Annotated in this window: 29 protein-coding genes and 1 pseudogene; 17 read left to right on the plus strand and 13 right to left on the minus strand. The window is 62.7% G+C overall.

All coding sequences use genetic code 11. The annotated features are described in order from the left end of the window. Positions 1–2: 2 nt before the first annotated feature. From AC1Q7H_RS23865 to AC1Q7H_RS23890, 6 genes are all read left to right on the plus strand, one after another. The gene (locus AC1Q7H_RS23865; RefSeq protein WP_492381811.1) at positions 3–1433 is read left to right on the plus strand and encodes a Wadjet anti-phage system protein JetA family protein; all 1431 of its coding nucleotides are present in this window, start codon (positions 3–5) and stop codon (positions 1431–1433) included. Then, positions 1417–2112, plus strand: coding sequence for a DUF4194 domain-containing protein (locus tag AC1Q7H_RS23870; RefSeq protein WP_492381812.1), 696 nt, complete (start codon positions 1417–1419; stop codon positions 2110–2112). The genes AC1Q7H_RS23865 and AC1Q7H_RS23870 overlap by 17 nt, the downstream gene beginning before the upstream one ends. After that, a complete protein-coding gene (locus AC1Q7H_RS23875) occupies positions 2102–5773 on the plus strand; it encodes an ATP-binding protein (RefSeq protein ID WP_492381813.1) in 3672 nt (1223 codons plus the stop codon). The genes AC1Q7H_RS23870 and AC1Q7H_RS23875 overlap by 11 nt, the downstream gene beginning before the upstream one ends. Then, positions 5770–6933, plus strand: a complete 1164-nt coding sequence (locus AC1Q7H_RS23880; RefSeq protein WP_492381814.1) for a Wadjet anti-phage system protein JetD domain-containing protein — start codon at positions 5770–5772, stop codon at positions 6931–6933. The genes AC1Q7H_RS23875 and AC1Q7H_RS23880 overlap by 4 nt, the downstream gene beginning before the upstream one ends. A 90-nt stretch (positions 6934–7023) precedes the next feature. Further along, on the plus strand, positions 7024–7335 hold the full coding sequence (locus AC1Q7H_RS23885; RefSeq protein ID WP_153955523.1) for a helix-turn-helix domain-containing transcriptional regulator: 312 nt from the start codon (positions 7024–7026) through the stop codon (positions 7333–7335). A gap of 522 nt (positions 7336–7857) precedes the next feature. Further along, positions 7858–8070, plus strand: coding sequence for a hypothetical protein (locus AC1Q7H_RS23890; RefSeq protein WP_228772579.1), 213 nt, complete (start codon positions 7858–7860; stop codon positions 8068–8070). A gap of 716 nt (positions 8071–8786) precedes the next feature. Here AC1Q7H_RS23890 and AC1Q7H_RS23895 read toward each other — a convergent pair. Both AC1Q7H_RS23895 and AC1Q7H_RS23900 read right to left on the minus strand, forming a co-directional pair. Further along, positions 8787–9440: an NrsF family protein gene (locus AC1Q7H_RS23895; RefSeq protein ID WP_492381815.1), complete on the minus strand. Its 654-nt coding sequence runs from the start codon at positions 9438–9440 to the stop codon at positions 8787–8789. Then, complete coding sequence (locus tag AC1Q7H_RS23900; protein ID WP_338084264.1) at positions 9437–9922, minus strand: sigma-70 family RNA polymerase sigma factor; 486 nt, start codon at positions 9920–9922, stop codon at positions 9437–9439. Before AC1Q7H_RS23900 ends, AC1Q7H_RS23895 begins: the two co-directional genes overlap by 4 nt. Positions 9923–10249: 327 nt before the next feature. Here AC1Q7H_RS23900 and bufA1 point away from each other — a divergent pair, with 327 nt between their 5' ends. From bufA1 to ybgF, 8 genes and pseudogenes are all read left to right on the plus strand, one after another. Continuing rightward, positions 10250–10594 (plus strand): BufA1 family periplasmic bufferin-type metallophore, encoded by a 345-nt coding sequence (bufA1, locus tag AC1Q7H_RS23905; protein ID WP_153955521.1) that lies wholly within the window; start codon positions 10250–10252, stop codon positions 10592–10594. A gap of 14 nt (positions 10595–10608) precedes the next feature. Next, positions 10609–11499, plus strand: a complete 891-nt coding sequence (bufB, locus tag AC1Q7H_RS23910; protein WP_492381816.1) for an MNIO family bufferin maturase — start codon at positions 10609–10611, stop codon at positions 11497–11499. Next, positions 11471–12283, plus strand: a complete 813-nt coding sequence (locus AC1Q7H_RS23915; RefSeq protein ID WP_153955519.1) for an HvfC/BufC N-terminal domain-containing protein — start codon at positions 11471–11473, stop codon at positions 12281–12283. The genes bufB and AC1Q7H_RS23915 overlap by 29 nt, the downstream gene beginning before the upstream one ends. Beyond that, positions 12280–12756 (plus strand): DoxX family protein, encoded by a 477-nt coding sequence (locus AC1Q7H_RS23920; RefSeq protein WP_153955518.1) that lies wholly within the window; start codon positions 12280–12282, stop codon positions 12754–12756. The genes AC1Q7H_RS23915 and AC1Q7H_RS23920 overlap by 4 nt, the downstream gene beginning before the upstream one ends. 55 nt (positions 12757–12811) lie before the next feature. Further along, a complete protein-coding gene (locus AC1Q7H_RS23925) occupies positions 12812–13108 on the plus strand; it encodes a hypothetical protein (protein WP_228772578.1) in 297 nt (98 codons plus the stop codon). Next, positions 13084–14249 (plus strand): annotated as a pseudogene (locus AC1Q7H_RS23930) (DNA-binding protein). Before AC1Q7H_RS23925 ends, AC1Q7H_RS23930 begins: the two are co-directional and overlap by 25 nt. 55 nt (positions 14250–14304) lie before the next feature. Continuing rightward, a complete protein-coding gene (locus AC1Q7H_RS23935) occupies positions 14305–14487 on the plus strand; it encodes an H-NS family nucleoid-associated regulatory protein (RefSeq protein WP_492381820.1) in 183 nt (60 codons plus the stop codon). Between the two features lie 73 nt (positions 14488–14560). After that, positions 14561–15319, plus strand: a complete 759-nt coding sequence (ybgF, locus tag AC1Q7H_RS23940; RefSeq protein ID WP_153955516.1) for a tol-pal system protein YbgF — start codon at positions 14561–14563, stop codon at positions 15317–15319. Between the two features lie 154 nt (positions 15320–15473). Here ybgF and AC1Q7H_RS23945 read toward each other — a convergent pair whose 3' ends face one another. The 8 genes from AC1Q7H_RS23945 to AC1Q7H_RS23980 form a co-directional block, all read right to left on the minus strand. After that, positions 15474–15908 carry a universal stress protein gene (locus tag AC1Q7H_RS23945; protein WP_153955515.1) on the minus strand — a complete coding sequence of 145 codons (435 nt, stop codon included), beginning with the start codon at positions 15906–15908 and terminating at the stop codon, positions 15474–15476. An 860-nt stretch (positions 15909–16768) separates the two neighbouring features. Further along, on the minus strand, positions 16769–18028 hold the full coding sequence (locus AC1Q7H_RS23950) for a glycosyltransferase (RefSeq protein WP_153955514.1): 1260 nt from the start codon (positions 18026–18028) through the stop codon (positions 16769–16771). 9 nt (positions 18029–18037) lie between these two features. Further along, on the minus strand, positions 18038–19165 hold the full coding sequence (locus tag AC1Q7H_RS23955; protein WP_492381817.1) for a radical SAM protein: 1128 nt from the start codon (positions 19163–19165) through the stop codon (positions 18038–18040). Between the two features lie 4 nt (positions 19166–19169). Further along, entirely contained in the window at positions 19170–19406 is a 237-nt protein-coding gene (locus AC1Q7H_RS23960) for a hypothetical protein (RefSeq protein ID WP_153955512.1), read from the minus strand. Between the two features lie 41 nt (positions 19407–19447). Beyond that, positions 19448–19780 (minus strand): hypothetical protein, encoded by a 333-nt coding sequence (locus AC1Q7H_RS23965; RefSeq protein WP_153955511.1) that lies wholly within the window; start codon positions 19778–19780, stop codon positions 19448–19450. Between the two features lie 136 nt (positions 19781–19916). Beyond that, positions 19917–20159 (minus strand): hypothetical protein, encoded by a 243-nt coding sequence (locus tag AC1Q7H_RS23970; RefSeq protein ID WP_153955510.1) that lies wholly within the window; start codon positions 20157–20159, stop codon positions 19917–19919. A 9-nt stretch (positions 20160–20168) separates the two neighbouring features. Continuing rightward, on the minus strand, positions 20169–20480 hold the full coding sequence (locus tag AC1Q7H_RS23975) for a hypothetical protein (RefSeq protein ID WP_153955509.1): 312 nt from the start codon (positions 20478–20480) through the stop codon (positions 20169–20171). A gap of 726 nt (positions 20481–21206) precedes the next feature. Next, entirely contained in the window at positions 21207–21575 is a 369-nt protein-coding gene (locus tag AC1Q7H_RS23980; RefSeq protein WP_153955508.1) for a hypothetical protein, read from the minus strand. 354 nt (positions 21576–21929) lie between these two features. Here AC1Q7H_RS23980 and AC1Q7H_RS23985 point away from each other — a divergent pair, with 354 nt between their 5' ends. Both AC1Q7H_RS23985 and AC1Q7H_RS23990 read left to right on the plus strand, forming a co-directional pair. After that, on the plus strand, positions 21930–22835 hold the full coding sequence (locus tag AC1Q7H_RS23985) for a DUF2242 domain-containing protein (protein WP_153955566.1): 906 nt from the start codon (positions 21930–21932) through the stop codon (positions 22833–22835). Between the two features lie 524 nt (positions 22836–23359). Next, the gene (locus AC1Q7H_RS23990; protein WP_013959224.1) at positions 23360–23752 is read left to right on the plus strand and encodes a SpoIIAA family protein; all 393 of its coding nucleotides are present in this window, start codon (positions 23360–23362) and stop codon (positions 23750–23752) included. A gap of 121 nt (positions 23753–23873) precedes the next feature. Here AC1Q7H_RS23990 and AC1Q7H_RS23995 read toward each other — a convergent pair whose 3' ends face one another. Continuing rightward, positions 23874–24023 (minus strand): hypothetical protein, encoded by a 150-nt coding sequence (locus tag AC1Q7H_RS23995; protein ID WP_013959225.1) that lies wholly within the window; start codon positions 24021–24023, stop codon positions 23874–23876. A 191-nt stretch (positions 24024–24214) separates the two neighbouring features. Between AC1Q7H_RS23995 and AC1Q7H_RS24000 the strand changes: the two genes are divergently transcribed. Further along, positions 24215–25585 carry an APC family permease gene (locus AC1Q7H_RS24000; RefSeq protein ID WP_153955565.1) on the plus strand — a complete coding sequence of 457 codons (1371 nt, stop codon included), beginning with the start codon at positions 24215–24217 and terminating at the stop codon, positions 25583–25585. A 241-nt stretch (positions 25586–25826) separates the two neighbouring features. Here AC1Q7H_RS24000 and AC1Q7H_RS24005 read toward each other — a convergent pair whose 3' ends face one another. Together AC1Q7H_RS24005 and AC1Q7H_RS24010 are read right to left on the minus strand one after the other, a co-directional pair. Next, a complete protein-coding gene (locus AC1Q7H_RS24005; protein ID WP_400099660.1) occupies positions 25827–26276 on the minus strand; it encodes a hypothetical protein in 450 nt (149 codons plus the stop codon). A 121-nt stretch (positions 26277–26397) separates the two neighbouring features. Further along, positions 26398–26790, minus strand: coding sequence for a SpoIIAA family protein (locus tag AC1Q7H_RS24010; protein WP_442877043.1), 393 nt, complete (start codon positions 26788–26790; stop codon positions 26398–26400). Positions 26791–26796: the final 6 nt, after the last annotated feature.

A 26796-nucleotide genomic window follows, 5' to 3' on the forward strand; every position in this document is an offset into this window, starting at 1 on the left:
CCATGGTGGATTCGGGGTATCCGCAGTTCTTTCGTCCGTTGACGCTGAAGAGGCGAGGGCTGATCGCTGCCTGCATCCGCGCATTCTATGCGCGGCTTTATGGTTCTCATGCCGACTACCGTTCCATCCTTGGGCGCGAGGACTTGCGTGACCTCTTTGTCCAGACCATGCAGTCCGCCACGCTGCCGGCCGACCCTACCGGTGAAGACGGCGAAGACGGATTCGCCGCCGGTGAGCTGGCCGACGACCAGAAGCTGGCAAGTGCCATCGTGCGCCTCCTTGTCGCGGACGGCTGGCTCGAAACCGCCGAGGATCGCGTCCGGCTGGTTACCGCCTACCGCTTCACCCGAGCCGGCAAGATCTTCGCACAGGCGCTGACGCTGGCCGACCGCCCACGCGAACGGACCCGTCAGCGCAACATGCGCTCCTGCAAAAATGCACTGAGTGCCTTCATCGAGCGCCGCGATGTGGAGGACCTGCTCGACGCCTACGAGTATGCCGATCGGGTCATTGCCGACCTCTCCGAAGATATCGAGCTCTTCTACGACCTGGCTCGCAAAATACTGCTTGATGCACATGTGCAGGGCAATTGGGATGGGTTCATCGAATTCGTAGAGCGACGTTTTCGTGATGAGTTCTCGCCCCGCCTGGTCTATGACAATGCCGAGCGCCACCGGCTAGACATCGGGGCGCTGATCGAACGTCTTAACGAGTTGACCGCGGTCGAGATGCAGGCCATTGACGATGAGCTGGCCAACCACGCGGCATGGGCCGCGCAGGCCGCGCCGGAGGGGGCTATCTTGAGATGGATGCTTGATCGGATCGACGAGATGGTGACCGCGGCCTGCCGAACGAAGCAGCCGGAATTGTTCCGGGCTATGGAAAGCTATGTGCGCCGCCATGTGGTCTTGTTGTCGCAGAGTCTGTTCATGGGGGCATCGGGCAGCGGGGCGGCATTGTCCACCCTGATCCGCCGCCTGGGGGATATCCCGGAGCGGGATCAGCGCGCGTGGCTGGAGCGGCAGGGAGCGGCGCTCGCACCGGTAAGCGTGGCGCTGTATGATCCCGCCGCTGTGCAGCCGAGAAAGGCCGCCGAGCGTAACCGGGCACAGGCCGTGAGCATCGTTCCGGAGATCACGCGGGAGGAGCGTTTGCGTCAATTCGTACGGCAAGCGGAGGAGCGGGCCTTCTCCCTGTCGCATCAAGAGGTCGTGGATTACTTGCTCGGTTCCATGCGTGGCACGGGCGCGCTGCGCCTGTCCGAGTTGCCGGTCGACGATGCCATCCAGGCGTTATCGTTGTTGCGGGCAGTCGAGGCAGCACGGGACCAAGAGGGACTGGACGTGGAGCGGCTAGACGCCGAGCCGCTGGACAATGCCATCATGTCAGGTACCGACTATGCAATCAGGAGGCGCCATGTCGGCCATGGATGAAATTACGATTGGGCAACTGGTGGAAGCGGAACTGAAGGCGGGAGGCGTCAGGCCGGAGGCGTTCCGGCAGATTCTCGGCCGCCTGTTCGGGCTGTCCATCCTGCACCGGGAGGACAGCGCCATCGAGCGTCAACTCTACGACGACGCCGTGCGTATCGAGGGCCTGCTCAATGCGTACTTCGACGTGGGCGGGTTCCGGCTGCTGCACGAGCGGCATCAGAGTTATTTTCGGCTTTACCCGCCGGGGGCGCGCGTGCCCGGACTGCCCGCCGAGGACGATGCTATAGCGGTGGACGCCGTGCGGGCGAAGCTCTCCGCCGATTTCGTGGCATGCTGCCTGGTGCTTCGCTTGCTGTACAACGAAAGCCTGCGGCAAGGCTCGATCAACGAGCGCAACGAAGCGCTCGTCACCGTGGAATACCTGAATGCCACGCTGACTGCGCAGGTGCGCCGCTCACTGCCGGCCAAGACTGCGCGGGAGAAGCTCTTCGCCGACCTGAAGCGTGCCCGCCTGATCGACTACCGGGCGGATTCCGAGGTGGAAGATGCTGACGCTCTGGTCGCCATTCGTGGGACGATCCTGCAGTTCGTGGCGGATTCCGCCATTGATGCCCTGCTGGCCGAAACACCGACGCCCGTGTCGGCCGTCACGTCGCCGGAGCCTGACGATGAAGCTTGAGAAGCTCATCCTGGTCAACTGGGGCTTCGTGGTGTCCCGGGAATACCCCTTTGGCCACACCACCTTGCTGTCGGGTTCGACCGGGGTGGGGAAGTCCTCTTTCCAGGACGCAATCCAGCTGGTCATGACCGGCGGCAAGCAGCACATCAACGTTTTCAACTCGGCGCAGGACGAGAGCGGCGCCTCGCGCGCGGGCGGCAAGGTGAGGCGGACGCTCGCGTCCTACGCGGTAGGCATGCGCGACAACCTCTGCGTCCGGCCGTATGGGTCGCACACCTATGTCGTCGCCGTCTTCGCACCCGATGACGGGGAGTCCGCCGAGCCATTCAGCGCCGTGGTGGCCGTGGAAGCCGCCGTGTCCGGTACACGCGAGCAAGGCCGCAGCGTCGATGTGGCACGCAAGCTCTACTTTGTGCTGCCGGGCAGCCGCGTGATGGAGGCGGATTTCATCGAATCGCGCAAGGGCAATTCGATTACGGCGGTAAAAGTCGAGGATATCTACCATCGGCTGCGCCAGCGCTATCCGCGCGTCCTGCCGTTCGAGAACAGCATCGAAGACTATCTGTGCAAGCTCTATGCCGAGTTTCGCGGCGGCGGCAAGACGCTGGTCGGGCCGCGCGAGGCGGAAGGGGCGGCGCGGGCTTTTGTCCAGTCCATTGCCCGAAAAACCGTCGGCTCGGTGGACGAGCTGATCCGGGAGCAGGTGCTGGCCGAGCCTGATTTCTCCGATCAGATCGGGCATATCGCGTCGCTCATGCAGAACGTGCAACGTCTGCGCAAGATCGCTACCGAATTGCTGGCGTGCCGGGAGCGGCTGGCAGTGCTGAAGGCACACGCGGATGGGTTCCTTATCGCGTTCGAAGAAGCCATGGAGGCCGAACTGGGCGAAGCGCTGCGCCGACAGCAGGATGTTGAGGAGGAGATCCAAAGACTGGAGGCCTGCCGGCGCCTCGCCCTGGCCGAAGTCGAAAAGCAGCAGGCGCTTGCCGACCGACACGCGCAGGCGCTAAAGCGCGCCACGGAATTGCACGGCACTGCCAAGGGGCGGCTCAATGGTAATCCGGTGGCGCAAGAGCGTGAGCGCCTCGGCCGCGAGATGGCCGTGGCCACTGAAAGCCGAACCCGAATCGCGCTGGACGTCCTGGCCGCCCTGACGGGCTTGCGAGGCGTGCTGGATGAATTGGCTGCCTTGGCTAAACAGCCAGCAGCGCACACCTGCGCTTACGCGCCCCATGTAGAGCGTCTGGTCGTCGATGCCGCGGCAATCGATGTCGCCGACGGCCAGGCCGCCGCGCGTGAACTCGCGGCGATGCTGACAGGCGCGCAGATCGACCCAGCGAGCTTGCGGCGCGACCGGTTCGCCAGACTGGATGCCGCCCTGGCTCCCATTGCGCAGCGGCTGCAGGGCGCCGACGGGCTGTATGGGGCAGTGGTACAGCAGCAGGCGCGGGAGTCGGATCGCGCTGCCGCCCTGCAAGGGGAAATCGATGACCTGAAGCGGCGCCGGCAAGGGCTGGAAGATGGCCACTTTGACTTGCCGGCGCATGTGGAGACCGCGGTCCGATATCTCGAAGCCAAGATGCCGGGCGCCCATCCCAGGGTGCTTTGCAACCTTGTCCAGCCGCGGGAGGGCTCGCGCTGGCAGAATGCCATCGAAGGGCTCTTGGGCGGCAACCGCTTCGTGATCCTGGTGGCCGCGCAGTATGAGGCGAGCGCCATCCGGGCGCTGCGACACGAGCTGCCGGCTGCTAGGCAAGGGCGGGAGGCTTCCGTGGTGCAGGGGGAACTGGCCAAACGGCGGGCGGAAAACCAGGCGCTGTCGCCCGATGCCGTGTTGCAGGAGCTGGTGATCGCCGATGAGACCGCGCGCGCCTATCTGGTCGCAAGCTACGGCCGTTATGTCAAGGTAGCGGATGCGCAGGCACTGCGAGGCGCGCCACAGGCACTGACCGTGGACGGCATGGCCAGCGGCGGATTCAAGATGTTTTCGTCATGGGTGGAGGACGGCGAACTTGCCTTCGGTGCAGAGGCGCGGCGCAAGCGCGTGGTGAGGCTTGCCCGGCAAATCGACGAAAAGACGCGGGAAAGGGACGCACATCGCGCAAGCGGCGCAGAGTTGGCCGCCTGGGGCGCGCGTCTGCTCTGCCTGAAGTTTGTGCCTGTTGCGCCGATGCTGGACGAGCTGGGTGAAACGCAGCGCGGGCTGAGTAGTCTCGCGGCGCAGCTCGCCAGCCTGGATGACTCCGACCTCATCGTCCTGGAGCGCCGCGTGGCGCGTGCGGAGCAGCTCTTGGACGGCCACCACCGCCTATCCAATGGCGCGTCACGCTTAGCGGGCGAAGCGGCGGGGCAGGCGCGTGGCTTCGAAGGGAACATCGCTGACGCCGAAGCTAAGCTTGTGGAGTGCCGGGACGCCGTGAGACAGGTAAACGCCCGCGTGGCTGAGCTGATCCGACTCAATCCGCACTTCGATCCGGTACGGCTTGACCAGCGCGCCCGGCAAGCGGCCACGGAGCAGACTTCAGCGTCCTTCGATGGACGGCGGCGCCAGCAAGCCGGTCTCTACCGTCAGGAGCGCGAGGCATTCGAGCGGAAACTGGAGGTACATAATCTCTTGTCTTCCTCGTTCGATGAGCGGGTTGACTTTCAGCCTTGCCACTCAACGCAGGGGGAGTATGAGTGGCAAGCCTATGGCGGCATACCCGCTGCCCGGCGGCAAATCTCGGCCATGTTAGAACGGCTCGACCAAGTGCGCATCCTCAACAACACCAGCGAGTTGGGGGGCGCCGAGAAGAGTTTCAACAATACCTTCAGTACGCATTTCGCGCTGGCCGTACGCACCGCGGTGGAGCAGGGCATCGACCCGCTCAAGCGGCTCAATGAGAAGCTCAAGCGCCTGGCATTCGGCGAAGACCGTTTCGAGATCGAATACGGGCAGATGGTCAAAGAGTACAAAAAATACTTCGACCTGTTCCAGGAACTGAACCGGCTGGCCGAGACACAAACGCCGGTGGACTTGTTCTCGGCCGCCGAAGGCGTGCTGTCCGCCGACAGCGTCATGGCGCTGGATGACATCAAGCTGCTATTGCTCGACACCAACCGCGACCACGCGTTGCGGCGACTGAAGGACATAGCGGATTACCGCAACTATCGCCAATATGACATCCGCAAGTACTCGGAGGATGGACGCGAGGCGTCCTTGGCAAGAATGGCGACGTTCTCGGGAGGCGAGCTAATGACGCCAGCCTATCTGGTACGGGCCGCGGTGCTGGCCCAGGCATTTCGCCAGTTCGAGAAGACGCCGAGCCTGAAGCTCATGATGATCGACGAGGCCTTCGACAAGATGGACGAGGGCCGCACCGCTGCCGTGATGCGCTATCTCAATGAGAACCTTGGCCTGCAACTGGTGGTTGCCATGCCATCCCGCGCGTCCGGCCCTCTGCTCGAGTTGTTCAGTTTCGAGCATCGTTTTTCCCTGATGAAGGTGGAGGGTCTGGCAGGCGAACTCGATAAGATTACCGAGGTGGACAGCTCTTTGTTGAAGGCCGACCGGCTACATGCCCTCTGGACTGAACGCCGGGAGGCGGTGCGGCGTGAAGCGGCGGGGCAGTTCGACTTGCAAGAAGCACGCAAGCAATTGGTCTCGGACATGGGGACATGAGCGGCGATTGCATTCCGGAGCACCGGCCGACCGCCCTCACCGCGTTGCTGAATGCGCTGGTGGACCGTATCGAGGCAAAGCCGTTTGTCGAGAGACGCCGCGATATCAGCTTCCCTTTGAGTGCCGGGACGTGGCCGGAGTTTTTCTCGATCGCCCTCCATGGCGAACGTATGTTCGTGTGGGGCGCCCTGGAAGCGCTGCAGACGCAGCCCGGATTCGCGCTGGTGTTGGACCAGCGTCGCGGCCAGCGGGATCTTGATATCTGGGAGCGCTCACCGAAGCTCGTCATTGCCGCGCAAGCGGAAGCGTTTCTTCGCGACGAGACGGGACGCCAGCCCAGTGCCGTGGTCGCCTGGATGGCTCAGTGGCGGCAGGCTGTGCTCGCGCGCTTCAGCAACGCGACGCTGTGCGAGCGGCTTCTGTCCCGCCCGATCCTCATCCTGCAGCGTTCACCGGAACAGGTGCTGGAGCGTCTCGCGGGCATCCCGGCCCTTGCCAGCGAGAACCTCATGCTCCATGAGGTAGCAGGCCGGCAGTTCTGGGGGTTGTCTAAGGTTCTCAACGGCCACCAGGAGGCCATTGCTCTGTTGCTTGACATGGAAGTCTGCCCCTTTCCAGACAAGCCAGTGCAACTGCTGGTAGCTGTGCGTACAGCCGATCCTGCCGCCCCGATCCTGTTTGTGGAAAACGCCGCAACGTTCGAAGCGATGGCGGCAGGCAGGCTGAGCGCCGCCGAAGGCTTTGTCCTGATATATGCATCAGGATACAAAGCGAGCGCGAGGCGCCTGCGCCAGCCGGTTGGCAGTTCAGTTTATTTTGCGCCTGGCGTGTTTGAGCGGAATGCGGCGTTGGGGATTCGCATTCTTGCATGGCTGCATGGGACCGACGTCACGCGCCCCGTTTATTTCTGGGGCGACCTGGACTTTTCCGGGATGGATATTCTCAAGGAGTTGCGCGTGGTATTTCCAGGCGCGCAAGCGTGGAAGGCTGGCTACGAGGCGCTGCTTGCACGCCTTCTCGCCGAAGAGTCCCACGCGCCGGATGAAGCGAGGAAGTCGGGCCAGACCGATCCGGGCCTTACCGGCTGCCCTTATGCGGATGAAGTGCTGCTGCCAGCACTACGTACGCTAGGCCGATTTGTCGACCAGGAAAGTCTGTAGCCCTCTTGCCCGCGCCAGACAGCGCACGCAGAGCGCTGACATTGACCGTGCTTGCGCGTATTGGCAAGACTGGCAACGGAGGGCTAACTAATGAAAGACCGACACCACGATGACGCGATGGCCGAAATGTTCCGCGAGGATCCGGCGTTTGCCCTAGAGACACTCAACGCCATTCTCGAGGATGGCGATCAAGCCGAACTGATGATCACGCTTCGCCAGTTGACCAAGGCGTTCGGCGGTGTCCAAGCTGTGGCTGAGCAGGCTCACCTGAATCCGACTCAGCTCTATCGCACGCTGTCCCCAACTGGAAATCCCGTACTGAGCAACCTATCGGCGATTCTCAAAGCGATGGGAATGCGTTTGGCGGTCCGTCCAGCGCGTGGCGAGTCGGCTCATACATAAAGGTTCAGAGTTGCTCTTGACAGGTGCCCTCAAGTGAGGCCAAGCCAAGCATACCCGATCAGCACTTTGCTGTGCGCTGGGTGTTATGTTGAGTGAGAGGGCTAGCCGGCTGCGGTCACAGCCAGGCGCTCAGTCCTCCGTCGGCGCGTGGACGCTGAAGGCAGGAGCAAAGTCGAAATGGGCCGCGGCATACATGGCATTGCACGCCCAAACCTCTTCACCGTGCTTATAGAAGGCAACCCATTTGCCGTCGCTGACGCAGTGGGCGCCAGGAAAGACTTCGGCATGGCCGTTCGGACCGTCCAGCGAAAAGGGCGCGTGCGGCGTGGCCCAGTAATGGCCACGCGGTAGGGGCGCAATCGTCTTTGGCATCTTATCAGGCCCGGTGTGGTGTCCCAGGCGGCGGCCGCGCCTCGCTATGGCGAAATGGAGGCGCTGTCAATCCTGCAACGGCGTAGCATCACGCGGCGACATCCTGGTGTAGTCTCGCCACCAAATTACTCCTGCTATTCGGCAATTTCCATGGCGCGACACCTTCAATTCATGGACCGGGTCTTCTGCGTCGGCGCCATCATTGTGGTCGTCGCCATTGCCTCCCGGCAAGTATATCTGCGCAGCGCCGCAGAGGCGGACGTAGCCGATGCGGATGAGGAACCCGCGACAATGATCTTGATTCGCTGCGAGACGATGCACGATCGTCTCCAGAAGGAGCCCAGTCTGGGCTGCAGAGGCTGACACGCGACCGCGTGCTCGTTGTCGGGAATCCTGAGTACGGCGAATCTCGATGCGGCCGGCCGTCCACTCTCTGCTGGTGTGGCGCTGGCGGCTGTCCGCTTCCGGAAGCGGTCGCAGGATTTTGCGCTTGCTTCGTCCCGTGGCTTCTTTCCGGTTAGCTTCCCTACAGGCAATCCAGCAGATCGCCCTGCGGCGGTCCAGACGCCACCACGTGCCGGTGTTAAGGCGAAGACCTAAACCAAGCGAACAAAGAAGAAAAGCCCGCTGCAAGGGCGGGCTGAAATCCCTTCGGTGAAAGGGAGAAGACGAGGGTGAGTGTAAACCCTAATAAAATATCTTGCAGAGCATGGCAGAAGCCCGTCGGGTAGTGCCAATCCGTTACTTTCATGATAATGAAACTATGGAATGGCGATGCTAGCGAACGGTGCAATGAACGGCAAGATCTCGCCGTTGTCTACTGCTCGTCTTATTGCGACCCACTTCGGCCGTCGGTCCGAGTCAAGGGCGGCTTCCAACGTACAACCGTCCTTCGTGCTGCCGTGCTGGCCGGTAAGTTCTCGGCCTATCCGACGCAGTTGAGGACCGTAGACAATGGGTGATGAATACTGTGACGTGCCTTCCGCTTCCATCGGCTCTACTGGCATGCCCTCCTGGTGGGCGTGGTGGCCAAGTGCTTGTCACACAGGCCTCATGTTGAGAGTTGCCGTCGGGTAGCTTCAGTGTTGTGCCATTCGAGCGAACGGTCGATGTCCAAATAGACTGCCGGCACCGACGAACAGCAGCGCGACACCCAGATTCCACAACAAGACCATCGCGCTAGCATCCAGCGGATGAATGAGTAGCAGGCTCGTTGCCGCGATCGCGGCAACGGCAAGGCCCGCACACATCGCCACCGGCGCAGGCGAGAGGCGTGCCACATAGCGCAGCATGGCCGTCAAAGCAATGGCCAGCGGCGTGCTGACCACCACCAGCGTTGCGAAGCAGCGCGCGGTCTCGCCGGGCGACATGCCTTCCGGCCCGATCTCCACCCAGTTCGTCAGACAGCCGTAACCGATTGTGCCCATCCAGACGGCCAGGGATGGTAGCGGCATCCACAGCCACCGGCGCGAGCGACCCGGCACGCTGGCGATGAACGCGGCCGCCGCGGCCAGGATGCCGGTCCCGATGGCGGCTGCAACGCTGGTGACGAACACCGGCTGTTGCAACTTCAGCGCAAGGTCTGGCCGCACGCCATTCACGAGCATGACTAGCACTAGCAACAGGGCAGCCAGCAACAGCCAGCACACCACCCGCACCAAGGGCCGGTGCAAGCGGCGAACCGGCTTGGCGTCAGCCACCAGCGACTCGATCAGGTCAGGGGTCTCTCTCACGGCTTGCTACCTTGGGATTCGAACAGTTTGCGCAGCGTCTTCAAGGCGCGATGGGTGGCCACTTTCAGCGCGACGACAGACATGCCGCTGGCGACAGCAGCCTCTTTCAATGACATTTCCTCCAGTTTCAGCATGCGCAGCGCCTCGCGCTGTCCGGCAGGCAGACAGTCCACCGTGTCGCGCACCGCCCGCGCGTCCAGTGCCATTTCCTGGAGGTTCGCGCCGGGGTCGGAAATGGTTTCCGGTTCCGTGTCGAGCGGTGTTTCGCGCGCACTGGTGCGTGCCCGCCGGCGCAGGCTGTCGATAATGCGCCGGCGGGCGATGGCCACCAGCCACGGACCGAACGGACGTGCCGGGTCGTAGGTGTGGCGCACGGCGTGAATCGTGAGCAGCACATCCTGCACGGTGTCCTCGATGTCCCCGTGGTTGTGGACCTGCCGTACGGCCAGCGCCCGGATGTACGGGGTGATGCCTTCGAGCAGGGCGCCGGTACGCCGCGCGGTCGCCTGCCTGTGCGCGGGCCATCATGGCCGACCAGTCCGGCTTGCCGTCCGGGCGGCACGCCGGCTCGGACAAGGGGCTAGGACCAGCCGCATCGTGCGTGGCGTCCACGAGGCCCGGCTTGCCGCCGGCATGGTGGCCTGGGCGTTGTGAGCGGTCAGCTTGGGAAGACATGCCTAAATTCTGCTTCATGGAGAGCCGCCTGTCGCGCAATTAGTTTTTCCGGGGATGCGTAACCTTTGGTCGCGTGGGGCCGAATCTCCTGACACGGCTCCGGATCCGGGCCGCAACCGTCAGGAGAAAGCAAGATGAACAAGCACGTATTGGCCGAATCCACCTTGTCGTCCGCCCTTGGGCTGGCGCTTGCCATGGTCGCCGCGCCCGCGCAAGCGCAAGCGCAAGCGCAAGTGCAAGCGCAAGCCACGAAGGACATGAGCGCGATGCCGCAGGTCGTGAAGGACAACATGGCGAGGATGGAAAAGAGCAAGCTGGAGAAGTGCTATGGCATCAATGCCGTGGCAAAGAACGACTGCGCGGAAGGTGCGCATTCCTGCGCGGGACAAGCCACGCAGGCACGCGATGGCAAATCCTTCGTGTTGCTGCCCGCCGGCGATTGCAGCAAGATCCAGGGCGGCAAGCTGAAGGTCTCATGAGGCAGGAGCGAACCATGGCTGCCGCGGCTGTCGCCTACCCACGCGGGCTGGGCCCGATCCCGCCGCGCGCCGGGATCGGACTACGCTTCCGGCACCATCAGGCAGTGGTGGAGGAACACCCGGCCGTTTCGTGGTTCGAGGTGCATACGGAAAACTACATGGGCGGCGGCCGCGCGCCGGGCTGCCTGGACGCCATTCGCCGTGACTACGTCCTATCGCTGCACGGCGTTGGCCTGTCGCTGGGCAGTGCAGACGGGCTGGACCTGGCGCATCTGGCGCGGGTGCGCGAGGTGGTTGAACGGGTCGAACCCGGGCTGGTGTCGGAGCATCTGTCCTGGAGCATCACCTGCGGCACGTATCTTGCCGACCTGCTGCCCTTGCCGATGACCGAGGAGGCGCTGGCCGTGGTTTGCTCGCATGTCGACCAGGTCCAGGGCGCACTGCGGCGCCGCATCCTGGTCGAAAACCCGTCTACCTATCTCCAGTATCGCCACTCAACCATTCCCGAGTGGGAATTCCTGTCCGAAGTGGCGCGGCGCACCGGGTGCGGCATCCTGTGTGACGTCAACAATATCTATGTCAGCGCCTGCAATCACGGATGGGACGCCATGACATACCTGCACGCGCTTGCGCCGGCCGCCATCGGCGAAATCCATCTGGCCGGCCACAGCGTGCGGCAACTCGGGCAGGGGCAGGTCCTGCGCATCGACGATCACGGCTCGCGCGTGGCACCGGCGGTGTGGGCGCTCTACGAGGCGGCGCTTGGGCGGTTCGGCGCGGTGCCGACGCTGATCGAATGGGATACGGACGTGCCGCCTCTCGATGTGCTGATGGGGGAAGCGCGTATCGCTCAGGCGGCACTGGAGAGACAGCAGCATGCAATCCGATCCGCCCTCATTGCTTGAGCTGCAGCGCGCGTTCGCCCAGGAACTGGGGAATCCTGCCGCCGGTGGGGCCTCGGCGCACGTGATCGCGGACGGGCTGGCGCCGCAGGCGCGGCTGGGTATCTACCGAAACACCGCCACCGCCACGCTCGTAGGCGCGCTGCGCCTGTCATATCCGGCCGTCCAGGCCCTGGTAGGCCCCGAGTTCTTCGAAGGCGCGGCCCGGCTGTTCATCGGGCAGTCTGCCCCGCAGAGCGCGTGGCTGGATGCGTACGGCGAGGCGTTCGCGGAATTCCTGGCGCGTCTGCCTGAGGCGGCCGCAATTGGCTACCTGCCTGACGTCGCCCGGCTGGAGTGGGCCGTGAGTGCAGTCTTGCACGCGCCGGACGCCACGCCGCTCGATCTACGCCGCCTGGCGGAATCAGACGTATCCGCAGCCGGCGATATACGTTTCTTGCCGCATCCTGCGGTGCGCGTGGTGCATGCCGCGTTCCCCGTCGATGCCATCTGGCGCGCGGTGCTGAACCGCGACGACCATGCCCTGGCGCGCATCGACCCCGCGGTGGGCCCGGTCTGGCTGCTGGTGCGCCGCACATCGGACGCCATCGACGTCGACCGGCTCAGCGCGTGGCAATGGCAATTCACCGCGGCCTTGCTGGCCGGGCATCCGCTGCACGCTGCATTGGGCCCGACGTCGCCGGCGGACGCGCACGCGTGGCTGGCCACGCTGTTGTCGGCCGGCAGCTTTACCGGCTTCGGCCGGGCCCAGGCCTCTGACTTACCCATTCCGGATCTCTCGCCATGACACGCGCCACGCCTTCCCCCCACACCCCCTTCACGCTTGCCGCGCGCGCACAGCGCGTCGTGGATTGGCTCGATCGCATGCCGTACACAGCCCTGGCCATTCCGTTGCGGTTCGCGGTCGCCACCGTCTTCTGGAATTCGGCCATGGCCAAGCTGGCGAACTGGGCGACGGCGGTGGAGCTGTTCCGGGAGGAATACCGGCTGCCGCTGCTGCCGCCCGAACTGGCCGCCTACCTGGCGGTATCCGTTGAGCTGACGGCGCCAGTGCTGCTGGTGCTCGGCCTGGCAACCCGCCCCATGGCGCTGATACTGCTTGGCATGATCACGGTGATCCAGCTGTTCGTCTATCCGCAGGCATGGCCCACGCATATCCAGTGGGCGGCGATGCTGCTGGTACTGCTGGCGCGGGGAGCCGGGGCGCTCTCGGTTGACTGGCTGATTCGCCGGCGTCTCACGGACGCGTCGGTGCACTGAGCCGCGTGGACGGGAAGCGCGGGCGATCTGTCTGATCTTCAGCGAGGATAGTGCGATGCGTGACGTCATCCTGGAATCAGTCGTGACCTGCCCACATTGCGGGTGGGCGCAGCGGGAGACCCTGCCTGCAGGGCCGACAAATATTTCCAGCGGCGGGCGGCCGTCACTTTATGGTGCTGGCTGGGCCGGTGGACTGGCGTTTGCGATCGGAATATTCACAAGTATCCTGATCGCCCTGGAGTTCGGCCGACTGGTGTGGCGATGGCAGGTTGCCTCCGGTCGCGAACCGGAGACAACGGGCGTCGGCGCGGTTGCAAGCGCGATATTTTGCCCGCTGCCGACCTGGATCTGACCGACGCCGCGCTGCATGCCGCGATGGCCAATGGCATTGCCGAGCTGCGCAGCCGTTTCCCCGAAACCCGCGCGCTGTACCGCGAGGTCTGCGGCCTGCTGTTCTTCCGCTATGGCGTTACGCCCACCGCGAACAAGCTCTATAGCCTGGTACGCAAGGGCAGCATGGGCACGCCCGCCGAGGTGCTGCAGGCGTTCTGGCAGGAGCTGCGCGGGCGCACGCGCGTCACCATCGACCATCCCGACTTGCCGGATGCGTTGAAGGACATCGCGGCCGGGGCGGTCCAGACCGTCTGGCAGGCGGCCAACGAGGCCGCCACCGGTGAGCTGGCCACGCTACGCGCCGAGGCACGCGCGGCGGCCAGCGCCGCCGAGGCCGAGCGCGACGCCGCGCGGACCGAGACCACGGACGCGCGCGAGGAGGTGGCCGCCATCTCGGCGCAGCTGGCGGAGGCGCGCGAGGCGCACGCGGCGACCCAGGCCCGGCTGGAAGCGGGGCGGGCGGAACTGGACGCCGCCGGGCGGCAACTGGCGGAACTGCGCACCCAATTCTCGACCGAGCTCGAGCGCGCCCGCGAGCAGGTGACCATTGCCCAAGAGCGGGCTGAAGCCAGCGAGCGGCGGAGCTTGCGCGAACCGGATGGGGGACGTACCGCGCGCCAGCAGAGCGAGCGCACGGCCGAAGCGTTGCGCGGCGAACTGCTGGCGGCGCGCAGCGAGGCCCGCGACGCGGCCGTGGCGCAGGCCGAAGTCCGGGCCCGGCTCGAGGCCCAGGCCGCGGCGCTCACTGAGCGGCTCACCGAGCGGCTCGCGGCCGCCGAGCAGGCGAAGCGCAAATCGGCGCACGTCCTGGACGCGGTGCAGGCGGAGTTGGGCGCGGCGCAGCGCCGGGCCGAACGGGCCGAGGCCGAAGCGGCGCTGGCGCGCCAGCTGCTGGCAGAATTGCGGGTGGCGCCGCCCGGGCGGGGGGGAGTGGTGGCGGGCGGCGGCGCAAGACCGGGAGCCCGGCGCCGACCGAACAGGAGGCGCCAGGCAAAAAACTGGACCAACAGCAAGACGAGAATCAGCGCGCGCCTACGGCCGCCTCCAACCCGGATGACGGCAGCGACAGCAGTGACGACAGCAATGACAGCAAAATCTGAGCGGGCGGCGGCGACCCGCTGGATCCAGGCGGAGATGGCCGACTACGGGCTGACGATGGAGGAGCTGGAAGCGGCGGGGTGCTTTGATCCGCCGCCCCCACCGCCACCCGCACCAGCGCCAGTGGTCTGCTACCGCAACGCCGCGGGGCAGAGCTGGGACGGGCAGGGCGAGATGCCCGACTGGCTGCGGCGGGCGGTCAATGCGGGGCAGAGTAAGGAGTTTTTCCCGGTCGGATAGGCCCGCAGATTCGGCCCTCTGTCCAACGGCGATGTGACGAGGGCTAACCGACACAACCAACGACGACCCATCCATGAAAGTACGCGTTTCCACCTTGTTGTGGCTCGCCGCCATTGCTAGCGGCGGCATGCTGCCACCCACGCAGGCGCATGCCGGAGTGTTCGACGATGACCAGGCGCGCAGAACGGTCATCAACCTGCGCGACCAGTTCAACAGTTTCCAGGCGACTGCGACGCAGCGCATTGAGCAAAACAGCCGCACCACTCTCGACATGCAGAACCAGCTCGAAAGCCTACGCCAGGAACTGGCGCGGCTACGTGGCCAGAACGAAGTGCTGCAGAACACGGTGGGGACGCTGCAGAAGCAGCAGAAGGACTACTACGCCGACCTGGATGCGCGCCTGAAGAAGCTCGAGCCGCAGCAGGCTTCGGTCGAAGACCGCCAAGGCACGTCGCCGCCGGGCGAGAAGCCCGAATACGACGCCGCGCTTAAGCATTTCCAGGCGGGCGACTTCAAGAGCGCCGGGAATTCGTTCTCGTCGTTTATCAAGAAGTATCCGCAGAGCCCGTACTTGCCGCTGGCGCAGTACTGGCTCGGCAACTCGCTATACGCGCAGCGCGACTATAAGGGGTCCACCTGGACGCTGCAGAAAATGATCAATGCCAACCCGACGCATCCCAAGGTGCCGGACGCAATGATCGCGGTTGCCAATAATCAGCTCGAGTCCGGGCAGAAGGCGGCCGCGCGCAAAACGCTGGAACAGGTGGTGGCCAAGTATCCCGGTACCGAAGGCGGGCGTGCGGCGAACAACCGGTTGAAGACGCTGAAGTAAGTGCGGGCGGCTTCCAGCCGGCCGCACCACGCGCCGAAGGCCTGCTTTAGGTGGATCTTCAGATTCTGACGAACCCTACATTTTCCGGAGTGTGGGGTCAGCGATGACCCCGGTCCTACCGCTGGAATCCCGGTCAGGGGTCTGGCCATCCCCACTACCGGTACACCAGCACAGGGATCGCGCAATGCGTCAGCACCTTCTGCGTTTCGCTGCCCACCAGCAGTCCCTCAAGGCCACGACGTCCATGCGATGCCATGAAAATCACATCGCATCCGTGCCGGTTGGCGGCCTCGATAATCTCCTTGTACGGCGTCGTCGTGATCGCCGTATCAGTACTGCAGGCAAGGCCAGCCGCCTGCGCGGCCGTCACGACCAAGTCGAGCCTCGCCCTTGCCTCGATCGCTGCATGCTCCTCGAATGCCTTGCGGGTCTGGTGGCCCGAGTCGGACGATGTGAGGAAGGGGTACTCATTCATGCAAGTGAACACCGTGATCTTTGCGCCCATTGCCTTGGCAAACTCGATCGCAGCGGCAGCGGCCTTCCCAGAAAGGTCAGAACCATCGGTGGGTACCAGTACGTGCTTGAACATGGCTTAGCCCCTATGTTGTCGGAACAGAATTTCCCGTCATTTTAGAATTCTTTCGCTGCTTTTGGCAGCGTCGCATAGGCCTGCGAAGCGACTGTCGCAAACACAGACGAGGCGAACGGAACTCGAGGCGGGCCGCCGCAACTGAAAGCATTGCGTACCCATTTCTCGACGAAGCTGTGGCGGCCACCCGAGGCGGTAACGCTCGCGCAGGAACGCGCGAAGCCGGCGAGTGCCGCAGTTTGCGCGAGCTAGACCAGGAGCGCACTGCGCGCCAGAAGCAGCGGATCGCGTCCGCCCGCTCAGTTTTTACTGTCATCGCTGTTGTCACTGCAATCCAGGCGCAGATGGCCGACTACGGGCTGACGGGTCGGCCGGAATTCGTGAAATTTTCGCCAAATATAGTCTAACGTATTGATCTACAATGGAATTTAGTATCCATTTCCGCATACCGTCAATCGCCAAGGGCACTGCATGGCTGATCGTCTCAAATCGACCCTTCTGAGACGTTGGCCGCTTCGGGCGATAGGCGGTCGTCCAACCCAACAGAAGGCGATCGCCGTAGCCGACCCTTCCTGGACGTTCGGCCCTTCGTGATAGAACGTCCGAGTCCGTGAGCTATTCGCGTCCATCAGCGTGTCGCGCGACAACGGCAATCGGGCGTAGGTCATTGCGCAGGTGTCTCGCGCTGCAGTGGCGCGGGACAGCGAATCGCCGCAGCGCGCCCTCGCCGACGTCCCGGCCATCGCCGTTATAAGTCCGAGATACCCCGTTTCAAGTGTATTGTTTCGAGCAATCGACAGTGACTTTAGAACGTTATGCCACGTCCTTCGCGACGTGGCATCGCCTGCAATACGCCGCTGCTAAAGGCAGATACGGAGCCCGCCGGGAGGGATCAGTCTTTGGCGGGTCCAGTGGCAGGTCTGCTCGCTCCAGCCGAGAATTCGCAAACGTCCATCGTCGCAGCGCTCCGTTGGCCGCGCCGTTCCTTCATTGCGCGTCAGCGGAACGTGGACGGCGTTGTCATAGATGCGCTCGATGATCTGGTTGTGCCGCGAGAGCGAAAGAATGCCCGTCGACGCAAGTGCCAGTGCATTGGCCGCGAGTCGATGCCGAACTTCCCAATCGGTGATCAGCGTGGTCAGGTCATCGGCATAGGCGCGGATTCGCGCCTCCGGGGCGAGCGCGTTGGACACCAGGAAGGCGTCGTGGCCGTCCTCGAACAGTTCGTCGATATGCTCCATTCCGGGACCGCTGGACGTGACAATGGCAGTGTTGGCCGCCGCGGCTTCAACGAGCCCCATACCAAAGCTTTCAAAGAGGGTTGGCGAGAAAAATATGTCTGCGTTGGCAAGACGTTCGAGATATCTGCCCCTGTCGGAGGGCGGCTGGATATCAATATGCAGTGCCTTGCAGCGATCCGTGACGTCCGGCGGGCAACTCGACACGATGGTTGCGTCGAATGCCGATCCCAGGTGTTCGCGCAACCGTTGGAATACGGCAAGCGCGACCACGCCTCCTTTGTCGACGAATGTGCGGCCCATGAACATGATGGAAGGGCGACTCTGGCGGGGTCCGGGGCGAGTGCTTGCGGCGACTGCGGGATAAACGACTTCAGTCTTTCTTGCCAACGCATCCGCGATATTCCCCCCGAGTTCCGGGTGCTCGCTGATCTGAAGAAGGAATTGACGTCTCGCGCGTTCAGTGCGCAGCAGGATGCGGCGGCAGCCGTCATCCGCATAGCGAGCGAGCATTGCGGCTTCCCGGCGAAAGACAGTGCCCGGCTCAGGCGCCGACGCGCCACGAGAAAGCCCCATCGCGAAGAAGGCGCCGATCTGCAGGGGCAGCAGCAGGCAATCCGCATCGACCACCCAAGGCAGGGCAGTCTCTACCGGGAAGCGCGCGCTGTGGATCAAATCGACGTCTTGCGCTTTCTCGAACCGGATCCACTCGGATTCACTGTGGTCGCGCACAGGTGAAAAAGGGCGCTGCGACGATGGCTGATACCGGAAGAAATGCGTATAGCGTCCGTCGATGTACTCGATTCCCTCCGCCGGCCGATCCGTGAGGGCGCCATGAATCCCGCTGTGCAACTCGTGGGAAGGGCCAAGAAGGACGCGCATGGCTTCTTGTCAGACCGAGAAGCAATGCAATGGGTCGCTCATCGCCTGCGCAGGCGGCGCGACCCGCGAGCGGATATGGTCGATCAGTCCGCTGAGCCCGCAACATCCTTGGGAATAGTCTGGGTCATGTCGCAAGGCCGTGTACCGTTCATGCGGGCACCAGCCGTTGCAGATTGGAGAATTGTGGCAACCGCGCATGGCTTCAATGACCGTTCGATTGCGCTCGCGCGCCATGGCAAGCACGGTGCTCGACCTAAACTCCGAAAAGGTGTCGGTGACGATGTTTCCGAGGGTGTAGGCTGGATCGCCAAGAAACAGGTCGCAATGGGCAACGTCGCCCGAGGGCTCAATCATGAAGTACCTGCCAAAGCATTCACCCGCCAGGACGCAGGTTGCCGCCGGGCGACCCAGCACGCGTTTGAGGATGGCGTCGAACTCCCGGATCCGCAGGCCGGGATCGTTGTGCGCCACCCAGAGATCGAAAAGACGACTCAGGAATTTTCCCATTTCGGCTGGGCGTACATAGTGGTCAGCGGGCGTGGCCGGCCGGGCCTCGGGCGTATTCTTCGGTTTTGCCGCCAGGAAACCAAAGCTCTTGACGTCCTGATTGACGAGGAAGTCGAACACAACTTCGGGGCCGAGGCTGAGAGTAGGGCGGTCCACGACAAGCAGCGCGCTGACGGGAATGCCGTGCTGGCGCAGCAGCGCAATCCCTCGCCGGACCTCGTCGAATGAGGACCGGCCGGATATGTGTGCGCGTTGCGCGTCATGAATATGGGCAGGCCCGTCCAGGCTGACACTCACGGCGATTTGATTCGCCCGGCAAAACGCCGCCAGTTCGGCATCGAGTACCGTGGCATTCGTCTGGATCGAATTGGTGATTGCCTGACCAGGCCGCCGCAAGCGCGCCTGCGCATGAATCGCCTTCTCAAAGAACGCTCGGCCGAGAAGCGTTGGTTCGCCACCATGCCAGATGAAGTCAACGCTGTCATGAAGTGGATCGCCTAGCGCCTTTGCGGTCATGGCTACCATGACCTCGAATGTCATGGTGTGGCCCCTCCCGACGCGCCAATCATTGCAATAGCTGCAGCGGAGATTGCAAAGGCGTGTCGCTTTGATAATCAGCGCGGCGTGCATGGCCTCAGGGTTCCTCGGGTGGCGGTGGTACGGCTTTTTCCAGGATGGCAGCTTCGACGGGGGTCAGATCGGGGGGCGCAAGGAGCGAGCGGGACCACGGATCCATGGCCTCTTGCATGAGCGCGGAGAGAATCAGGGATTCTTGTAGCGAAAGACCTGCGGCAAACTCCATGAGCGTCGCGACAAATGTCTCTTCGGTCGTCTGATCAATCTTGCAACGTGCCTGGATCGAATCGAGCATGAGAGTCCCCTCGCCACACAGAAATCAATGGACCTGGCGGCCTAGCCCTTCGTTTTCATGAACACCCGTTGCACAATCTCGATATCCTCGCCGAATTCGACCTTGTTCTTCTTTTCCCAGACCGGATCGATCCGCACCCAACCCTGTGGCGTAGCAGCCAGGTTCAGTGCATTGATCACTGCCTTTGCGGAGGTCCTGAGGTCTGCGGTGATCTTCGACAACGCGACAGTGTGCGGCGTCAACTCGCGTGCGTGCTCCACAAGGACATGGGCAAGGGATCGATGACTGTCGGGCAACGTCTCCGCCCATTTCGCAACCTTGGTAGCGAAAGCATCGATTTCCTCTTGCGTAATTTGAGGTGCGGTCTTGGCCATGTTTTGCTCCCCACGTTGGGATCGAAGGAAAGGACACCGTCTTCGGCCGGTTGAAATGTGTTTCGATGAACGAGCCTGGGTGTAGCGGCAGTTCGTGCCGATCCAGCGCATGCCCACTAACCCAGGCGCTGAAGCCTCAGGATTTTCTAGTCAGGCTGCACTTCATCGATCCCATGTCCACCCGGTAGTTCTGCATCACTTCGGACAGGCGCTCATGTATCTGTCTGGCATCCAGATCAAGCCTGATATTTGCTGGCGCTTCCATCTCAGTCATATGCTGCCCGGGCTTTGTCTCGAGGTACATCGGAGGCGAACCTTCGGGATAAGCAACCATGGAAACGATGTTCCCGTTGCTGTCATGAATCACCGTCAATCGCATGGAGATCCCCTAAGCTGTTGTCACGGTCAGATACAAGGAAACATAATCAATGGTTTCCTGCCCGTCGTTTGCGAACGTGGCATAGGCATTTGTATCCACAAAGCTGATGTCCCCTGTGCCGCTAATGACGTTCTCGATCGACATGTCGCTGATCCAGGCCGCATACCTACCTCTGCGGTTGCCACCAGGGTGAGCTGTCACATTAATCGTGGAACCCTTGAATACATCGCTGGGGCCCCAGACCACGTTGTACGCGGCGCCGGGAGCCAAACCTCCGGCAGGCGTGACGTAGTAGGGTCCGAAATGGTTGATCGTCGCCATATTTGGATTTCTCCTTCTTTCGACGTGAATGACCATCGGCTCACAGCGAAGGGTAGCGCCTGCCAAGCTTATTAACGTTTCCGAAATTCACGACAACGCCAAAAGTCCGTCGTCCCCGCCTGCGCGGGAATGATAGTGGTTGTCTTGAAGTTGTCATGAAATAGGGAAAGCTCAATAAATAGAGGTACTTAGCCAACGGTTGATGAGGCCCTTTCCAGACGGAACCAATTCTGGTTTGGCGGCCGGCGGAATAGAGAACTGGTGCCTTGGCAGGCGCCAGGGGCGTGTGGATGCAAAAGACGAGGGCGGTTGGTCGAATTGGCGTAAATTGCTTCTCAGTCGCAGAGCGCGACTTGCCTCCGGGCAATGTACGCGATACCGCGAGCGCGGTGGATGGCGTCTCCTAGGCTGGCCTAGGACCTGACCTGTAGATTTGCCTGACGTCATCGCAGGCCCCCCTCGCATTGCCTCTTATTGTTGCGCGGAAGGCCGACCACGGACTGTCCGGCAATGCATGGATCGTAGAAGATCGCCGCCAATGTGCAATTGCATGGAACTTAATACTGACCTGCGCTGAACTTACAGCAGTCATGCATGGATTCATGCACGGTAGCCACCCGCCCAGGCGGATTTCAGCAAAGTCAGGAAACATTTCGCTGACGGTACCCCCAAGTGCCGCGGCAATCCCTGGAGGGATGAACTTCACTGCCGCTGACCGGACGCGGGTCATGGATCGAGGATGCAGCGTTCTTGAACGGGGCCTTCGCAACACTGATCGGCATTGGTTTTGGTGCGGCGGCATTTTCGATTCTGCTTCCGGCAGAACCCTGCTGCCATCCGCAGGCGACTGCGCAGCGCGGCCAGGCTGAATCTCATCCAGATCGCTGCATTCCTCGAGGGCGAGATGCCGGCGCCTGGCTTGGGCGAACTGCAGATCGGCTGAGTCGCCTGCTGGTGATTGGGAGTACGGACTCCGCGGTAGGAGAAAACGAAGTGCGCGGGCATGTTGGCGCTTGGGCGATAGGCTATAGCTTGCTCGCGCACCGCCTCCTGCCAGACCTCCCGCGTTTGCGGCGCGTATTGGATCAACTCCATCAATGCATTGCGAAAGACTGATAAACAGAGATAGGTTATGTTCGAGCGGCGCAAATGGGTTGGCCAGAGACAGTGAGCAGCCGGCGAGGAGCGGCCCAGCGAATTCGCGCCTAAAGTTAGAGTCGGACGGATCCGCTCTGCCAACTCATTCCGGTGGCGACCACCACGCGGAAGTCCGCGCGTGCGCGCGGAACCCCCGGTCAACAGAAGAATCTATATTGACGGCCCGGCCAAGCGAGATTGCGTCGCCACAAACGCGACCGGCGCAAATGATAATTACACGGCACATGCGGCGGCATCGTCCCGACCGCGCCTCGCGGCGCGTCACACGGCCGAGCGCTTTTGATTGACGTCATGCTCCACCGATTCCGCCAGTTGTCCGTTTTGTGCGCGATTGCCACCGTCTCGTCGGCATGCAGTTTGAGTACGGCGCCGGCGCCGACGCCGCTCTATCAGCAGGAGCAGTTCGACACAGCGACAAGCCCATACGCGCGCACGTTCAAGGCCAATTCCGACGCGACTTGTGAAGCCGCGCGCCGGGCGCTGCTGAGCCAGGGTTATGTGTCGAGTTCGCCCCATCCCGATACGATCGATGGCAGCAAGAATTTCCAACCGAGCAACGACACGCACGTCGTGATCGCCTTTCACGTCGTCTGCGCGGACGCGAACGCAGATGGCACGTCGAGCACCGCCTATGTGAACGCGGTACAAGACCGCTACGCGCTGAAGAAGACCAGCACGTCGGCCAGCGTCGGCCTGAGCGTGCTCGGCTCGCTGTCATTGCCGATCGGCTCGGGCAGCGACTCGATGGTCAAAATTGCGAGCGAGACAATTCCGGCCGGCGTGTTCTACGAGCGCTTCTTCAATCTGGTCGACCATTTTCTGAAGGTCGATCCAGTGCGGCGCGACCGTGCGACGGTGAAGGCCGCGGAGAAGGCGCATGTTGCGCCGCTGCCCGAGCCCGCGCCGACGCATCCGGGCGAGCCGATGAAGATGACGACGCCCGCCGGGCCGACGCCGCCCGCCCCGCCCGTTCCGGTGCAGCCGCCCGCTGTAGCACCTGCACCTGCACTGGAACCGGTTCCAGCGGCACCGTCGCCTTCGCCGACGTCGAGGGCGCCTAATGGATCACCGGCCACTGCAGCACCCGCGGCGAAGCCCGACGCTACAGCGCCGATGGCCGGGTCCGCACCAGTTGCACCAGACACACTGTTTGGACCGTCCGCGCCACCCGCCACGGGCGTGAGCGGCACGAACTGAGCGCAGGCCGTGAAGCGCCGCTCGACAACCTTTTTCTTGTAGCCGAGGTGTCGTGGCTGGAAGCGCACCTATGACTTGGGTCAATGTTACTCCTACGCCCGGGGCCTTGCTGGCCAGCGTGGCCGGCGGTAGTACCGGAGGCGGCATCGCTGCGAGCGTTGGCAACATCGTGTGGGAGTCCGGGTCTTTGCCGGCATATGAGGCGTTCGGCAATCGACCACGGTCACACTGGTCCGGGCGTTGTCAGTCCCGAGGCATGTTGAATGAGCCGAAGGCAAGCGGGGCAGGGACGGGATTCGCCCGCAAACCGCGCACGAATCACATATCACGTCGCGAGACAAAGTGGACAAGACAGGAGATAACCCTGTGGTACGGGACGTGCATACGGATCTTGTAAGCTGTCTTGCCGCTACCGGACCCTGCATATACGGTGAGAGAGGGACGGGAAAGACAGACGAGGGAGGTCTGGAACTGGCACCGCAGGTAGTTACAATTTCTGCGGCCACTGGCGGGAGGAAGCAGTCATGATCGAGATCCTGAACGGCTTTCCAGACAACGTCGTCGCGGTCAGCGCCAGCGGCGAGGTTACGCGGGAGGACTACGAGAAGGTGCTGATGCCCGCCGTCGACGCGGCAATCGCACGGCACGACAAGGTACGCATTTACTACGAACTCGGACCCGGCTTCGCCAGGATGGCGGTCGGCGCCATGTGGGATGACTTCAGGCTGGGCGTGACGCGCTACCTGCACTGGGAGGGCATCGCGGTGGTAACGGATCTCGACTGGATCCGTCACGCCGCCGATATCTTTCGATTCCTGGTGCCGGGCTATGTCAGGAGCTTCCAGATGGCCCAGTCCCGCGAGGCACGGGACTGGATCTCCGGTTCGCTCGATACGGCAGGCACGCGCGCTCGCTGAGCGGGGGGCGCACTTCACCTCTAGGATGCTGTTGAACTTGTCCGTCTGGGTCAGGAGGCCGGTGTCCGGGAGCACGAGAACGGGCCCCCGCCGCCTGCGTTTGCCAGGCGGATGCCGTGCGTTAACCGCTGGAGCTCATCGCGCTGAACTGCTGCGTCAGGTAAGTGCCGGTGTTTTTCACCTGCGCCATGATTACGTCCAGCTGTGTGAACTGCGCGCGATAGTTGGCGATCCTATCGTTGACACGGTCCTGGCGTTGCCATGAAGTCATACGTGGCTTTATTGCCGGCCTTAGAGGCGACTGGACGTGTCTTTCCGGCAACGCAATCTCTACTGCCAGTTCGCATTGATCGGTTTGCGAGCTGAAGAAATGGCAGCCTTGGAGGCGCAATGAAGCTTGCCAGCACATCACGCACGGAGCAAAAGTTGGGGCCATCAATGGCGACCGCGAGTCGCACATCCATGGACGAACCCGCCAAGCTCAACGCCGATTCGCTGGGCATCGTCGAATCGGTGATCATGGGCATCGCCGGCACCGCGCCCGCCTACAGCATCGAGATCACGACTTCCACAATCATCGGGACGGCTGGCACGTTGTCACCGGCGAGTATCCTGGTGTGCGGGCTCATCATGTTCGGCATCGCATACGCGTTTATCAACATGAATCGTGCGCTGGCGAGCGCCGGTACCTCCTATTCGTGGGTGAGCATGGTATTCGGGCGTGCGCTCGGCTTCTTTGCCGGCTGGGCGCTTCTCGTACTGTGCTGCGTGTTCATGGTTTCCGCCATGATTCCGGCGGCAAATGCCACGCTACTCATCTTTGATCGACCAATGATGAATAACGTGCACTACGTGACGCTGATCGCCGCCGCGTGGCTCACGTTTGTCAGCGCGGTGGTCGTCAAGGGCATCAAGCTCACCAGCTACGTGCAGGTGCTGATGACGATCATCGAGGGTGTCATCCTGCTCGCGATCATCGTCGCGAGCTTCTTCACGTTCACACCTGCGCCGCAACACCCGTTCTCACTGGTCTGGTTCTGGCCCTTCGCGTTCTCGCCCGAGCTGTTCGCCAACGGCGCATTGGTGGCAATCTTCTTTTTCTACGGCTGGGACGTGACCATGAACCTCAGTGAGGAGACGCGAGACTCGAACCACATCCCGGGTCTCGCCGCGTTTTGGTCGATGGTATTCTTGATGGCGTTCTTCCTCGTCTTCATCGTCATCACGCTGCTCGGCCTGTCGGATGCCGAGATCCAGCACTACAACACGAACATCATCTTCGCCATCGCGGAGAAGCTCTTCGGGCCGACTTGGGGCTACGTCTCGATCATCGCGGTACTGCTGAGCACGGTGGGAACGGTCGAGACGCAGATGCTGCAGTTCACGCGAACACTCTTTGCCAAGAGCCGCGACGGCGCACTCCACCCTCGCTATGCGCGTCTGCATCCGCGTTGGCGGACGCCACACATTGCTATCTTTTTCATCTGGATCACGGGGCTCGCGCTGCTGTTCGTGTCGTCTTACCTGCCAACCATCAACGTCATCCTGCAGGATTCGATTACAGCCATCGGCTTCCAGATCTGCTTCTACCTTGGGCTGACCGGGCTCGCCTGCGGCTGGTACTACCGCAAAATGCTGGCGCATGGATTGTGGCTTGCCGTGAGTCACGTTATCTGGCCGGCGGCAAGCGGACTTTTCCTCTTCTTCATCGCGCTTTACAGCATTCCGACCTTCGACTGGGTCACCAATTTCGTCGGTATAGGAGGCATTGCCATCGGTGCCATTCCGCTACTGCTGAACCGCAAGAAGATCTGGGTGACGCCAGCAGCCTGAGCCGGGTCGGTGCAGCGCATTGACCGCAATGATCACACGAAGCCGCCGCTCGAATGGCCGCATGACGGTGAAGGCAAGCGGCAGTAACTGGCCGATCTCTGCCTTCGGTCGGGGGCCGGCAGGAACCTGGGTGGCCTACGTGCGCCGCTAGAGTTCAGAGTTGAGCGAACAAAGTTCAGAGTTACGTGAATCTCGACAGCGGTACTGATAAGAACCAGGGCAGCGATATGCAGGATCTTGTTTATTGCGCGTCGTCCCTGCTGTTTGGTTTTTCCAACTTAGAGAGTTCCTCAATCAGTAGGTCAGGGAACTGGCCGCCGGCGCCGAACACGATCCAGAGGGGGACGCCAAATAACGCCCCCACCGCCGCAATTCCTAAGCCTCGACGGGCGAACGCGGCCGCGACGATGGCGAGACCTGAAAGCCCAAGCCGAGTGGACGTGCTACGGCTGTCCCAGGCGTATTCCTTGAGAGCCCCAGCCGCCATCTTCGCGAGAGCCCAGGCTCCGCCACTTTGCGCAGTCGCTCGGTAAGCCGCGCGCGCCTGTTCATACCGGGGCAGTGCGCTGTCGCGGATCACTAAGAGCTGACGCATTAATGCGAGGACAGCGGACCGGTCCTCTTCGGCGATCTGGGTGGCTACGGTGGCAGCGAGCTGGCGCAGCTTCTCCTGATTGAGATCTTCTGACACGTTGCCCCCTTTGCTGCTAGATCCAGACCTGTGGACACCCATCGCTTAGCATAATCGCCCAGTGTCAGTCCTTCATACGCCTCGGCGCGCCCGTGCGGCCTGATTTGCCGTCGCGGCCTGGTCAGCTCGGGCGAGTCGTGGGCTTGTCGAGAGAGCTCACGATCCAGTCCCGCGCCTCGGCCGCCTGGTCGTCCGGGAAAGTTCTGATGTGGGCCGGCACCACGAAGCGGAAGACATCGATAGCGCGGCGGATCCAGTCATGATCCGTCACCACGGCTACGGCTTCCCAATGCCAGTAATGGGCAACCCCAAGTTTCAGGTCATCCCATGCCGCACCCGCGGACATCCGCGTGAAACCGGGCCCGAGCTCATAGTAGACGCGAATCTTGTCGTGCCCCTTCATCGCGGCGTCCACGGCAGGAATCAGAACCCGCTCGTAATCATCTCGTGTGACTTCGCCGGACGCACGCACCGCGACGACGTTGCCGGGGAAGCCTTCCAGGATTTCGATCATGGCAGC

This window comes from Cupriavidus sp. GW823-FHT06D04 (genome assembly GCF_058795055.1).

Excerpts from the sequence above, each read along its gene's own strand:
- AC1Q7H_RS23865 (WP_492381811.1), top strand. The coding sequence starts at position 3 with ATGGTGGATTCGGGGTATCCGCAGTTCTTTCGTCCGTTGACGCTGAAG.
- AC1Q7H_RS23870 (WP_492381812.1), top strand. The coding sequence starts at position 1,417 with ATGTCGGCCATGGATGAAATTACGATTGGGCAACTGGTGGAAGCGGAA.
- AC1Q7H_RS23875 (WP_492381813.1), top strand. The coding sequence starts at position 2,102 with ATGAAGCTTGAGAAGCTCATCCTGGTCAACTGGGGCTTCGTGGTGTCC.
- AC1Q7H_RS23880 (WP_492381814.1), top strand. The coding sequence starts at position 5,770 with ATGAGCGGCGATTGCATTCCGGAGCACCGGCCGACCGCCCTCACCGCG.
- AC1Q7H_RS23885 (WP_153955523.1), top strand. The coding sequence starts at position 7,024 with ATGAAAGACCGACACCACGATGACGCGATGGCCGAAATGTTCCGCGAG.
- AC1Q7H_RS23890 (WP_228772579.1), top strand. The coding sequence starts at position 7,858 with ATGGCGCGACACCTTCAATTCATGGACCGGGTCTTCTGCGTCGGCGCC.
- bufA1 (WP_153955521.1), top strand. The coding sequence starts at position 10,250 with ATGAACAAGCACGTATTGGCCGAATCCACCTTGTCGTCCGCCCTTGGG.
- bufB (WP_492381816.1), top strand. The coding sequence starts at position 10,609 with ATGGCTGCCGCGGCTGTCGCCTACCCACGCGGGCTGGGCCCGATCCCG.
- AC1Q7H_RS23915 (WP_153955519.1), top strand. The coding sequence starts at position 11,471 with ATGCAATCCGATCCGCCCTCATTGCTTGAGCTGCAGCGCGCGTTCGCC.
- AC1Q7H_RS23920 (WP_153955518.1), top strand. The coding sequence starts at position 12,280 with ATGACACGCGCCACGCCTTCCCCCCACACCCCCTTCACGCTTGCCGCG.
- AC1Q7H_RS23925 (WP_228772578.1), top strand. The coding sequence starts at position 12,812 with ATGCGTGACGTCATCCTGGAATCAGTCGTGACCTGCCCACATTGCGGG.
- AC1Q7H_RS23935 (WP_492381820.1), top strand. The coding sequence starts at position 14,305 with ATGGAGGAGCTGGAAGCGGCGGGGTGCTTTGATCCGCCGCCCCCACCG.
- ybgF (WP_153955516.1), top strand. The coding sequence starts at position 14,561 with ATGAAAGTACGCGTTTCCACCTTGTTGTGGCTCGCCGCCATTGCTAGC.
- AC1Q7H_RS23945 (WP_153955515.1), bottom strand. The coding sequence starts at position 15,908 with ATGTTCAAGCACGTACTGGTACCCACCGATGGTTCTGACCTTTCTGGG.
- AC1Q7H_RS23950 (WP_153955514.1), bottom strand. The coding sequence starts at position 18,028 with ATGCGCGTCCTTCTTGGCCCTTCCCACGAGTTGCACAGCGGGATTCAT.
- AC1Q7H_RS23955 (WP_492381817.1), bottom strand. The coding sequence starts at position 19,165 with ATGCACGCCGCGCTGATTATCAAAGCGACACGCCTTTGCAATCTCCGC.
- AC1Q7H_RS23960 (WP_153955512.1), bottom strand. The coding sequence starts at position 19,406 with ATGCTCGATTCGATCCAGGCACGTTGCAAGATTGATCAGACGACCGAA.
- AC1Q7H_RS23965 (WP_153955511.1), bottom strand. The coding sequence starts at position 19,780 with ATGGCCAAGACCGCACCTCAAATTACGCAAGAGGAAATCGATGCTTTC.
- AC1Q7H_RS23970 (WP_153955510.1), bottom strand. The coding sequence starts at position 20,159 with ATGCGATTGACGGTGATTCATGACAGCAACGGGAACATCGTTTCCATG.
- AC1Q7H_RS23975 (WP_153955509.1), bottom strand. The coding sequence starts at position 20,480 with ATGGCGACGATCAACCATTTCGGACCCTACTACGTCACGCCTGCCGGA.
- AC1Q7H_RS23980 (WP_153955508.1), bottom strand. The coding sequence starts at position 21,575 with ATGGAGTTGATCCAATACGCGCCGCAAACGCGGGAGGTCTGGCAGGAG.
- AC1Q7H_RS23985 (WP_153955566.1), top strand. The coding sequence starts at position 21,930 with ATGCTCCACCGATTCCGCCAGTTGTCCGTTTTGTGCGCGATTGCCACC.
- AC1Q7H_RS23990 (WP_013959224.1), top strand. The coding sequence starts at position 23,360 with ATGATCGAGATCCTGAACGGCTTTCCAGACAACGTCGTCGCGGTCAGC.
- AC1Q7H_RS23995 (WP_013959225.1), bottom strand. The coding sequence starts at position 24,023 with ATGACTTCATGGCAACGCCAGGACCGTGTCAACGATAGGATCGCCAAC.
- AC1Q7H_RS24000 (WP_153955565.1), top strand. The coding sequence starts at position 24,215 with ATGGACGAACCCGCCAAGCTCAACGCCGATTCGCTGGGCATCGTCGAA.
- AC1Q7H_RS24010 (WP_442877043.1), bottom strand. The coding sequence starts at position 26,790 with ATGATCGAAATCCTGGAAGGCTTCCCCGGCAACGTCGTCGCGGTGCGT.